The 12163-nt window shown below is 48.1% G+C and carries 8 protein-coding genes; 4 read left to right on the top strand and 4 right to left on the bottom strand.

The genetic code is table 11. The features are described 5' to 3' along the window. Positions 1-34 precede the first annotated feature (34 nt). Positions 35-874: an oxidoreductase gene (locus FHW36_RS24620; protein ID WP_145673093.1), complete on the top strand. Its 840-nt coding sequence runs from the start codon at positions 35-37 to the stop codon at positions 872-874. Positions 875-981: 107 nt separating this feature from the next. Here the strand turns inward: FHW36_RS24620 and FHW36_RS24615 are convergent, their stop codons facing one another. Further along, positions 982-3054 (bottom strand): DNA topoisomerase 3, encoded by a 2073-nt coding sequence (locus tag FHW36_RS24615; protein WP_145673090.1) that lies wholly within the window; start codon positions 3052-3054, stop codon positions 982-984. Between the two features lie 207 nt (positions 3055-3261). Here FHW36_RS24615 and FHW36_RS24610 point away from each other — a divergent pair, with 207 nt between their 5' ends. Continuing rightward, entirely contained in the window at positions 3262-3567 is a 306-nt protein-coding gene (locus FHW36_RS24610) for a S41 family peptidase (RefSeq protein ID WP_145673089.1), read from the top strand. On the opposite strand, the gene FHW36_RS24605 is transcribed toward FHW36_RS24610, so the two are convergent. Next, the gene (locus FHW36_RS24605) at positions 3544-7335 is read right to left on the bottom strand and encodes a hypothetical protein (RefSeq protein WP_145673088.1); all 3792 of its coding nucleotides are present in this window, start codon (positions 7333-7335) and stop codon (positions 3544-3546) included. The two genes, FHW36_RS24610 and FHW36_RS24605, sit on opposite strands and share 24 nt — an antisense overlap. A gap of 58 nt (positions 7336-7393) precedes the next feature. Further along, on the bottom strand, positions 7394-8077 hold the full coding sequence (locus FHW36_RS24600; RefSeq protein WP_145673087.1) for a VIT1/CCC1 transporter family protein: 684 nt from the start codon (positions 8075-8077) through the stop codon (positions 7394-7396). A gap of 94 nt (positions 8078-8171) precedes the next feature. Between FHW36_RS24600 and FHW36_RS24595 the strand changes: the two genes are divergently transcribed. Next, entirely contained in the window at positions 8172-9047 is an 876-nt protein-coding gene (locus FHW36_RS24595) for a carbohydrate kinase family protein (RefSeq protein ID WP_145673086.1), read from the top strand. Positions 9048-9092: 45 nt separating this feature from the next. On the opposite strand, the gene FHW36_RS24590 is transcribed toward FHW36_RS24595, so the two are convergent. Continuing rightward, complete coding sequence (locus FHW36_RS24590) at positions 9093-9662, bottom strand: DUF1579 domain-containing protein (protein WP_145673084.1); 570 nt, start codon at positions 9660-9662, stop codon at positions 9093-9095. Between the two features lie 151 nt (positions 9663-9813). Here FHW36_RS24590 and FHW36_RS24585 point away from each other — a divergent pair, with 151 nt between their 5' ends. After that, complete coding sequence (locus FHW36_RS24585; protein ID WP_145673083.1) at positions 9814-12159, top strand: GAF domain-containing protein; 2346 nt, start codon at positions 9814-9816, stop codon at positions 12157-12159. Positions 12160-12163: the final 4 nt, after the last annotated feature.

Below are 12163 nucleotides of genomic sequence, written 5' to 3'. Positions count from 1 at the left end.
TCTAGCTTTGTGTCATCAAAAAACACACAAGATCATGAACAATACTTCTGTTTGGTTTGTAACCGGCGCCTCTAAAGGATTAGGTCGCTCATTCGTACAACAATTACTTAGTCAGGGATATAAAGTAGCGGCAACTTCCCGCAGCATCGGTGATCTTCGCGTCATATCTGCTGATCCTAATTTCCTCCCGCTGTCAGTCGACCTGAAAAGCGAAAGCAGCATCCAACAGGCAGTAGATGCCACTATCCAACAATTTGGACGTATAGATGTACTGGTGAATAATGCCGGTTACGGACAAGTGGGCAGCGTGGAAGAATTGTCTGATGCAGAGGTTCGTGCCAGCTTCGACGTCAATGTATTTGGGCTGCTCAACGTTACCCGAGCAGTACTGCCACATATGAGAGCGCAGCAATCCGGTCATATCTTCAACATTTCTTCTATCGCCGGATTTACAGGCGCCTTCCCTGGTTTCGGCATCTACTGTGCTACCAAATTTGCCGTAGATGGATTGTCTGAATCACTGTCCACAGAGGTAAAACCTTTCGGTATCCAGGTAACGATCGTATCACCAGGATATTTCAGAACTGACTTCCTTGCTTCCAGCTCACTGGGCACACCTGCTCAACCACTGGCTGTTTATGAAAATGTGCGCGCTGTCCAGGATGCACACCAGCATCAGATTAATGGCAACCAGGCCGGAGACCCTGAAAAAGCTGTAGCTGCAGTTATTAAGATAGCCGGCGATGCCCAGGCCCCCCTGCACCTGTTCCTTGGTGAAGATGCCTACAATATGGCTTTCCAGAAAATGGAGGTAATTACCGCCGACCTGGAACAGTGGAAAGAAGTGACGATCGCTACCGCGATTGAAGCTTAGCGTTTAAGGCAGAAAGCAAAAAGCTATTGCAGCGAATGACCAATGCGATTTTGAAATATCCGCAAAGATCATTCGCTGCAATAGCTTTTTGCTTTAAGCTTTCTGCCTTACGCTTTCTGCTTCACCGTAAAATCTTCTCCCAACACCAGTTTCCCACTTTTCCCTTTGGTTACCAGGTCGGCAATTTGTTTATCGCTGAGTTTTTTATCGATAGGCGCAAAAGGAATTTTGAAACCACATTCCTTGAAATTCGTACAGCCGTAGGCGGTATTCCCTTTTTTCAGCAAATGCGTTTTACATTTTGGGCAGGTTAGTTCTTCAACTACAACCACCTTCTTTGGTTTCGGTTCTTTTTTGGGTTTCTCTTTTTCTTCTGGCACGGGAGGCGGATCTGGCGCCACGGTAATGAATTTGTAGCTGGCAGTTTTTACTTCTTTGGTAAGGTCTACCACCATCTGTATTAATTCATCTTTGAAGGTATCCATAGCGTATTCGCCTTTTTCGATCAGGCGGAGCTTGCGTTCCCATTGTCCTGTGAGTTCTGCGCTTTTCAGCAGCTCTGTTTGGATGGTATCGATAAGGTCTATGCCGGTTTGGGTGGCATAAATGTTTTTCTTCTTCTTTTCTATGTATTTCCTGCGGAACAGGGTTTCGATAATGTTGGCGCGGGTGGAGGGGCGTCCAATGCCGTTGTCTTTCAGCAGTTCGCGCATTTCCTCGTCATCTACCTGTTTGCCGGCTGTTTCCATGGCCCGGAGCAAAGTAGCTTCTGTAAAGGCTTTAGGCGGTGTTGTTTTTCCCTGGTGTATCCTGGGCGTATGAGGTCCGCTTTCGCCTACTTCGAAGTGGGGCAGTATTTTTTCTTCTTCTTCTCCCTCTTTTTTCTCTTTCACATCATTGGCATATACCTCTTTCCAGCCGGGTTCCAGGATTTGCTTACCGGTTACTTTAAATGGTACCTGGCCTACTTTACCGAGTACGGTGGTATTGGATATTTTACATTCTGGGTAAAAGGCTGCAATGAAGCGGCGGGCTACGAGGTCGTAAATCCTTTTTTCTTCGATGGGAAGTCCGCCGGGATGCATGCCGGTAGGAATAATGGCATGGTGGTCGGTTACTTTTTTATCATCGAATACTGTTTTCAGCTTGGGAATGGGATTGGCCAGCAGCGGCGCTGTGAGCGCGGCATAAGGTGTCATGTCTGCCAGTATCCCCGCTATTTTTGGATGCAGGTCTTCCGAGAGGTAAGTAGTATCTACCCTGGGGTAGGTGGTCAGCTTTTTCTCGTAAAGATTCTGGATATATTTAAGCGTATCATCTGCGGTATATCCCAGTTTTTTGTTGGCTTCTACCTGCAGGGCTGTGAGGTCGAACAGGCGTGGATTGCCTTCCTTGCCATCTTTCTTTTCGAAGGAGGTGACTTCAAACGGGTGTTCTTTCAGGTAGGCCAGCCCTTTGGCGGCTTTATCCAGCGTTTTGAGACGATCGATGGCGGCGGTAAATTCTGTTTCCCGGTAGATGGTTTTCAGTTCCCAGTAGTCTTCCGATACGAAGGCATTGATTTCTTTCTGCCGTTGTACAATCATGGCCAGGGTAGGAGTTTGTACGCGACCTATTGACAGCACCACCTTGCCCTGGGCAAATTTTTTGGTAAACAGCCGGGTAGCGTTCATGCCCAGTAGCCAGTCGCCTATGGCCCTGGCACTGCCGGCTGCATACAGGTTATCATATTGATCGGCCATTTTCAGGTGCAGGAATCCATCGCGGATCGCTTCTACCGTCAACGAAGAAATCCACAGCCGCTTGATAGGAGCCGTACATTTTGCTTTCAATAATACCCAACGCTGTATCAGTTCGCCTTCCTGGCCGGCATCCCCGCAGTTAATCACTTCTTCGCATTGCTGTACCAGGGTTTCTATCACCTTAAACTGCTTCTGTACCCCGGTGTTTTCAATCAGCTTAATACCGAAGCTGGGAGGTATCATCGGAAGGTCTTCCAGTCGCCAGAACTTCCACTGTTCATAGTAATCATGTGGCTCCTTGAGGGTACAGAAATGGCCGAACGTCCAGGTTACCTGGTAGCCATTACCTTCATAGTAGCCATCTTTGCGTTGTTTTGCCCCGATCACTTCTGCAATATCCCTTGCCACACTTGGTTTTTCAGCAATACAAACTTTCATAGTCGATTAAAATTGGGTAACAAATGTCGGATAAAATACTCGTTCGTGCAGCTAAATTCATCATGTTATAATTTCAGCTATACACATACAATAATACCAACTAATTTAAGGTTAATATTCACATTTGCATATACCCTTTTTATATGAAGACCGGCTTTCTGTTATTGTTTGCCATGTTACCCCTGTTGGGCGTCGCGCAAAGCTGATATGCTGGGATCATTGGCCATATATGTATTACCGGAAGGGCAAACCTTTGTCAAGTTTACCACCGGCAGTACCACTGCCGGCGCCGATGGCAATGTATCCTACCTCACGATTCCCGGGGGACTCAATTCCCTGTTTACCGGTATCGGTGTTTATTATCCCAATGGGGAAGAAACCCAGCGGGTGGGGATCCAGCCAGATATCATTGTTACGCCAACGGTGAAGGGTATACGGGAAGCCGGGATGAGGTATTGGAAAAGGCATTGTCCCTTATCCGGGAATAAGTTAACGGGTCAGTGTTTTCGGTAAAGAAAATTTCTTAGCTACTTTATTGTATCGTTTCAGGTATTTCCGGTCTTTCTTTATGCCTACGGCGGTAACGATACCGGAAGTTTCAGCTTTTACCCAATAGTTGAATACAAACTTCTCCCGGTCGCGTATAAAAAACATCTGGGTAGGCCGGTGATTGACATTTCTCAGCAACAGGTTAGCGAGCGTGGTTTTCAGGTTGGCCATAAAACCGGTGCGGGTCGTATCTTTCTTATCCAGCACCTGTATGCGCAGACCATGATAGAAAAAATGCATATCACCCAGGGTGGCATATTTATTCCCAGTCCAGCGGGAGTAAATGCTGTCAGCATATCCCCGCTTTACTTTCACCGCGGCCATGGGAATAGCAACTGTGTTGAATCTTTCCAGGTCCATAGGCGCCAGGTAACTTTGTGCTACAAATCCAGAAAGTGAGTCGCTGTAAGATTCCCGGTAAGAAAAATGATGAATGGGGCTGCCCAGCAGCTGGCCCCGGGCCACGATATGCAGGCTGTCGCCGCCGGTATGTATATTGCCAAAATGAGTGATCAGGGCATTGATCCCCGTAATAGGTATGGCTGACCATTGTTGAGTGGCTTTGGAAGATTCTTTCACCGTCACCGCGGATTCCCGCAATTCAATAGAATCTACCTGCAAGCGAAACGGAATGGTGTTGATTAACTGTGTGGGCATATATTTTTCAATGCCATGTTCGAATGGTATCCGTTTATCCCTTTGCGTAGTCAACTGTGTATGATCGGCCAGGATATGCCGTATCGCCAGGGTGGTATCTCCGGCTTGTTCCCGGAGCAGTAATCCACCGATATGTAGCGCTTCCCCGGTTACGGTGATATAGTCGCGCTGCCATTTGGCGGTGCGGAACGTTTCTTCTGCGCTTAGGTTAGGCATTACCTGGAAACGATAAAGTGCGAGGCCGTGATGATCAGGATCCATGGCGAAACTATCCACCGTGGCATGTAGCTGTTTGTTTTTGTAGTACAGGGCGCCCTGGTCGATACGGGTATTATGGAGCAGCGATGCCCAGGGCATTTTGTCAGGCTGCCGGAAAACAAAGGCAGGCTCGTTAAATATTCCCGATAAATGATGGAGCTGTAATTGTAGCGAATCGGCATGGTGCAGTGCCAGGGAAGCATTTTGCCAGCGCATATCTACGCCGGACGTGACAGATAGCTGATGCGCCGCATTTTCGAGTATGCTGCCCTGGTGGAGCTGCACCGACAAATGAGGGATAAGGGTCTCTATGGTTTTGTTGTGAAACTGCAACCGGGAAAAATCCATGTTCATATGATCGTAGTGCCACCGGTTGCGGTTACCAATGTGCAGTTGTACTCTGCTACCCCGGAGGTTTACATGGGTTTGCAGCTGGCTGCTGTCTTTGTCTTTCACGGTAGTATACTCAATGCGGGCATCCTGTATATTCAGCTGTTTGATCTCCGTCATTAAAGGAATAGATCCATTACTTTTTTCGATAGCTTTTCCCTGGTGATAGATGCTTACCTCAGGCTGGTGAGCGCTGAGTGAGTCGATAGATAGCTCTTTCAACTCCGTGCTGTGTATATCTGCGGCAATATCCAGGGAAGGAATTTTTATTTTAGTATATCCGTTGTCGTTATATAAGGTAACACTGGCATCGGTAACAGTGGCCTGGTTATGGTTTAGCGATACCTGGGCGATATCCAGGCCGGTACCTCCATTGTGGTGGCTGATATGATGGAATTGCCCCGCTGCGGAGCCCCAGGTAATGAAACGTAGCAAGGTGCGGACGTTCCGGAAGGCAATATTACTGGCGTCGAAGCTGCTGTGAGGGTTATTGAATTGCAGCTGACGGATATCGAGCTGGCCGATGCGTATCACCGGCAGGTTTTTATGGGATACCGCAGTATGGCCGGTTTTGGGCGGTAGTTGTATTTGCAGGGTGCCCAGGCGTATCAGGTCTACCTGTATATCTTTTGACTGTTGGAAGACGTCCCAGTCAAATACCTCCCAATACAGCTCCCTGGCTGTAAGGCGGGCGCCATTTTCCAGCCTGGCTGCCAGCTGGCTGGCTTTGTTGTGGCGGTGAGTGCCGTCGAAAGTGTAGTTGTTTACCGTGATGTTTGTTTTCCCGGCAGTGGCGTTTATTTCCCGTATATGCAGGTTGGGCATCGCGTGTTTAATATCTACCAGGGAGTCGCTGAGGAAAAAGTTATGCAGCAATACGTCGGTGGTAATATTTTTCAGCTGTAATTTCACCGGTAGTTGGCCGGTAGCGGTGAAGCTGGCATTGCCATCCTGTATATGGAAGGTGTCCACCATAATTACCTCACTCAGGTTGTGCAGGGTTTGATAGAAGGCGGGCATTTTAATGCTGCCGCGGTCGACTACAGCTACCCGCTTGCTGCCCCGTTTTTCTTTGGTGAGGAAGCTGATGCGGGGCTGAAACAATAAGGCATTATCTGCTTTCAAATGTTTTTTTAACAGGTCTTCCAGGCTTACATCGTTCAGTCGCAGGGATGGCGCCGTAAAAGTAAGGCCCTTGCCAGAATGGTTTTGCGGCGTAGGCCCATATTCCACATTGTTAAAAATGACATCGTTATGCTGCAATGTAAATTCATCTACACTCAGCTGAAACAGGCTGTCGAGCGAATAAAATTTAATCTTATTCAGACTGAGGGCGATGCTGTCGGTGGTAATGCCGGGCACTGTATCATGAGCAATGGTGAGGTTGTAAATGTTCAGGTTGGTGCTGCGGGTGGTGCCGGTAGATATGTGACCCGTCAGTAGCAGCGCACCGTCTTTTACGGCGACATACCGGAAGTTTATTTTTTTGAACAGCGTATTAGGGAGACTGTCTAATGCCCGCTTTTTATCGTGGTTGCTGGTTTTCCGGCCGGGGAGCTTTAATACCGGCCGTATACATACGAGGGTGTCGATCAGCAGTTCCTGGCGCATATAAATAGCAGGCAGGTGGCGGGCATTGAAATAAAATTTATCGGCCTGCAGCGACATGCCCCCGCTGGTGGCGGTAGGATTACTGACAATGGTACAGGAATCCAGCTCAAACACCTGTTTCTTCCCCGAAAAATGCAGCCGCTTGAAACTGACGGTATTCCTGCCATCTGGCAAAATCCAGTATTGGTTATCGAATGAAAACTCTACATCATCTGAACCCAGTATATGATTATCGGAGTTGGTGACCTTGGTAAAGTTGACAATAGAAAAATTAAAATGGTTAATATGTAATGGCGCCGGGCCATTCACCCGACTATATACCAACGATCCTTCCTGCACATGTACGATTCGCGCATTTACATATTCCAGCGTTTGTTCCAGGTGTTGCACAATAGACGACAACTGAAAAGTATCCTGCCTGGGCCCTCTCGGCATATGTTCATGCATTGTCAGGTGCGGACTGATGACGGAGAGGCTATCGACCAGCAGCTTTTTATGGAAGATCAGCGCCCTCCAGGATTGTATGGAGAGATACAGCCGGGGAATGCTGGCATCGTAATGGGCATTTACATGAAGGGTGTCTTTGCAGATGAGCTTTGCATTGTGTACCACAATATTTCTCTTCAACAGGGAAAAGTCGATGTCTGCTGCATCAAATTTGTAGGTGTTGCCAGATTCTTTGTTAACGATGTACTGTATAACTTTTACAAATTTATGGGTCACCAGGTAATACAGGATACCGCCAATGACTATCCGGAGGAGGAATAGCACCAGCAGTATTTTAAGCCATTTATATAGTTTGGGAGACAGTTTCATGAATTGATATCACCGGTTACCCATTGCTAACAGGGAAGTATATCCGAATGCTTAATGATCAGGCTACAAGCCTGGCAATGCCAAAAGCGGCAGCGGCGGCCAGTATGCCGATCATGGTTACTTTCAGCGCGCCGGCAATGGGTGGTTGCCCGGTTACCTTACTTTTGAAGTAGCCAAATACAAACAGGCAGATAACGGTGAGGATGGTAGATCCTAGCAGTCCGCGTTGGGGCGTATCCGTAAGCAGGTAGGCCGACAAGGGAAGCAGACCGCCCACGAAATAAGATACGCCGATGGTGAGGGCGCTCTTACGGGCCCTGTTGGGATCCGGCGCCTCCAGTCCCAATTCGAACTTCATCATAAAATTCACCCATTTTGTTTTGTCTTTCGCCAGTTCAGTTGCCACCAGGTGTTGGGCTTCGGGACTTAGCCCGTATTCGGCAAATATTTCCTTTACTTCATCCATTTCTTTTGCCGGTACTGTTTCCACTTCGTTATATTCCCGTTTTAATTCGCTGTCGTAGTGTTCCAGTTCTGTTTTTCCGGCCAGGTATCCACCCAGTCCCATGGCAATACAGCCGGCCACTATTTCGGCGATGCCGGCAGTGAGGATGATGCTGTTGCTGCTCACGGCGCCGCTAAGGCCGGCAGCCAGGGCAAAAGGTACTGTCAGGCCATCACTCATGCCGATTACCATGTCTGTGATGAAATCCGAGCTTTTTAAATGTTGTTCCTGGTGCATATGCTAATGGTTTAAGGTGGGATTGCGGATATAAATATAAGGGCTTTATTGTATTTTGTTTACCTTATGTAAGTGCTACTTAAAACGAAAAGGTATGTCAAACGCGATTGTATGTTTTGGAGAAATGTTATGGGATATTCTTCCGGCGAAGGAATTACCGGGTGGGGCGGTGATGAATGTGGCCTATCACCTGCAACGTTTAGGCGAAACCGTTTCCCTGGTATCGCGGGTAGGTAAAGATGCCAGGGGACAGGGATTGCTCAACATGCTTCAGGGGTATGGACTCGATACCCGCTATATACAACAGGATGAAAAGCAGGAAACGGGTAAGGTATATGCCGATATGAGCAATCCCCATGAGGTACATTACGATATCGTATATCCGGCGGCGTGGGATTTTATTCAATGGGAGCCGTCGTTGGCGGCATTATTGCACCGGCCGGATACCCGGTACCTGGTATTCGGGAGCCTTTGTTCCCGTGACGTGGTATCGCGCCATACGCTGGAGCAGGCGTTGAAGGAAGCGGTGGTTAAGGTGCTGGATATTAACCTGCGGGAGCCGCATTATACCCGGGCGCATGTAGAATGGCTATTAGCGCAGTGCCACATATTGAAGTTGAATATTACGGAGCTGGAGCTGATCAGCAGCTGGTATCATCCTTATGAAGATAAGGAACAGGCAGTGCGGCTTTTGTCGGCGCGGTTTAACATCCATACCATTGTGGTAACGATGGGGGCAGATGGTGCGTTGTTATGGATGGATAATACTGCTTATGTAGAACCGGGGATACCGGTAAAGGTGGTAGATACAATTGGTAGTGGCGATGCTTTCCTGGCAGGGTTTCTGCACAGTGTGATCCGCAAACGGCCAGCCCGGGAGTGCCTGGTGTTTGCCAATGCGCTGGGTGCGCTGGTCGCCTCTTTTGCAGGAGGGTGCCCTGATTATGATCCTGATACGATATTGCGATAAATACCAACGGCCCCGCGAGTGAGGCCGTTGATGATAATAGGATCATTATTTCCGGGTAAAGACAATTTCCATTTCTTTTACTTCCTGGCCATCACTCATGCGGTACATTTCCATGGTATGATGGTCATTGTCCTGCCACTTTTCCACCTGGCGGAGCTTCACATGTTTGCCGGTGATAGGGTCGTCCATTTCCCCGGTTAATTCAAGGGCTTTAAGGTCGTCGTTCCATTTACCTTCCATGTTCATGATGCCGGTGCCCATATTATCGATCCAGGTACTGACATACATTTTTCGCGCATTGTCGTAAGCCATTATGCCAAGGCCTTCGAAGGGCATGCCCATCATATTGCCGGTGTATTTGCTTTGGCAATACCTGCCACCCATGATCATTTTGTTGACACAACTGCCGGATGATTTTTGGGGAGGGTCGCCGGGTTTTTCCCAGAAGCTGGCTTCGGTGGTCCATTCACCATCTGCCAGGGCCATGTGCTGGTGCTGGGGGCCGGGTGTCATATAGGTCATCCATGCTTTCATCATGGCGGCAGAGTCCTGCTGCGCAAAGGCATTGGAAATCATCAACAGGCATAAAGCTGCTAAAAAGTAGATTGTTTTCATGATGTACGATGGTTTAGAGGTTGTTGAAATCGGGGTATGGAATTACAGGAAAACAAGATAAGTTATTTGTGGTTCATAGCCATGGTATGCGTGTTGTACCTTACAATTATCAGGGATTCCCTACCTTTGGAAACGAAAGAATGATCCTATTATGCAAACCATCATACTGGATGTGTCCGCAAATAAGGCGCAACCGTTGACGATCGATGCTGCCATCTCCTTTGAACCGTTTGTTGCCTATCTTAGAAAGAGGGTAGCAGAAGAACATACTGTAAAGGCGATGGTATACCAGGAAACCCTGCAACAGTTGCTATCTTCAGATGTCAGTCAACGGGACATTCCCCTGGCAGAAATTATCCGGTATGGCCCTTTGCTGGAATATATCTACGCTTGCCTGTCACCCGCCATGAGAGGGGAGCAGGACCTGGTATGGGGGCTTAGCTTTCCCTTTCAGCCCATTACGTTTTATGGCACCGACCAGATGTATGAATTGATGGACAACAAAGGCCATGATCATACCTATGAAGTAGCGCGTTCGCCGGCCGAGTACCATATGGAAAGGCTACGGCAGGTATACGTTTTCATCTTACAGCGACTCTACAATTTCCAGGCGCCCGTAAGAACGGATTTATACCATGCGGGCATTAACAAGGCAACGGGTTTGTTGCAATACTATGCTGTACATATCAACACCGATTTCATGACAGTAACGGCCAAAGAACCATTGCCGGAAATCGATTTTGTACAGTTATATACCAGCATGAGTGAAGGAGGCGGGTTTGAAGTACTGCAACAGCTGCTACCCCTGGACATGTTCCGTTTTCGAGGTTTCTGCGTCGTTACCGTTACCGATATTACCGCACAAAAAGCCGTAGAAAATATCCGCCAGGTGAGACTTTCCCGGACAGCCCTCACTGGAGAGAAAAGCTACCAGCAGGTGATACAATCGTTGAAGTCATTGTTGCGCAACAGCAAAATTGAATTTGACCTGTTTCCCTTCCTGCGGGTAAATGATGAGCCGGTATTTGGTTTTGAAAAAGGAGGCACCGGTATTTTGTTCCAGGTATGGGGTGAAGACCGGCTGCCTGCGGAAGAGTTCCGTCGCCAGGTAAAAGGATTTTCAGCGAAACCCGTTTTCTATTTCTCTTCCGATATTTTCCTGGAAACCCGAAAAGAATATGCCTTCCTGGAACATTTCCGTAAGCTGGGCGTAAAGTCGCTCGCACTGATGCCCCTGTATCATGTGCATGAACTGGTAGGCGTACTGGCAGTGCATACCTGGGGAGAGGAAACTTTTGGAGACAGGACTCTCGCGTTGCTGGAACCCGCTATAGCGGCTTTAGCGCAGCTATTGCAGATTTATATAGATGAGTTTAACCTGGAGATAGAAAAGGTGATCAAGGAAAAATTTACCTCTATACAGCCTGCTGTGCAATGGAAGTTTAATGAAGCCGCCTGGCAATACCTCTACCAGGTAAAAAGAAACCAGCCGGCGGTGATGCTGCCCATCCTGTTTAAAGAGGTATACCCGTTGTATGGCGCTATTGATATACGTAACTCTACGGTGGAAAGAAATAAGGCTATTATTGCCGACCTGGATGGGCATTTGAGCCTGCTGGCATCCACCCTCGATACTTTACGCAGCCAACATGAAGATGATCTCCTCAAGGAAATGATTTTTCACTGCCTGCAATGGCAGCAGGCGTTGTTACAGCAGCAGCTGAGTCCCTCAGATGAAAATGAGCTGAACCGCTTCCTGGAAGTTACCGCGGTGGAGTACCTGCAGCATGTGGCGGGACAATACCCGCAGCAGCGGGAAAACATTGATGTGTGTATACACAACCTTAGTAGCGATAGTAACAAAGACGCGCTGGAAAAATCCATGCGCATGATCAATCAGACGGTGAATGGATATTTTGAGTCAGAGAAATCCAGGCTCCAGGAATCTTATCCCTGTTATTTTGAAAAATTCAGAACGGATGGGGTGGAGTATGATATTTATATCGGCCAGGCGATTGCGCCGAACCGTCCATTCAATCACCTGCACCTCAAACATATCCGCCTATGGCAGCTTTCGTCGATGGTGGCGGTGGCCCGGCTTACGCAAGAGCTGCTCACGCAAATGCCCAAATCTTTGTATACCACCCAACTGATCTTTGTACATGCGCATCCCATCGATATTGGCTTCCGGGTAGATGAGCGGAAATTTGATGTAGAAGGCGCGTACAACATCCGTTACCAGATGATCAAGAAGCGGATCGATAAAGTGCATATCCGGGATACAGAAGAGCGGTTAACCCAACCGGGAAAGATTGCGTTGATTTATTCTGATCCCAAAGACCTGGAAGATTATCTTCCGTTTATCCGTTACCTCCAGGAATCGGGAGAGTTGAAGAAGGAGCTGGAAGAGCTGGAACTGGAAGAATTACAGGGATTGAAAGGGTTAAAAGCTATCCGGGTGGAGGTCGTATTTCCGGAGGCCATCAATCAAGCGTAGTATG

This window comes from Chitinophaga polysaccharea, assembly GCF_007829335.1.
GTDB classification, from domain to species: domain Bacteria; phylum Bacteroidota; class Bacteroidia; order Chitinophagales; family Chitinophagaceae; genus Chitinophaga; species Chitinophaga polysaccharea_B.
The sequence above is the reverse complement of the archived record's forward strand: the minus strand, read 5'-3'. Positions and strand labels throughout refer to the sequence as shown.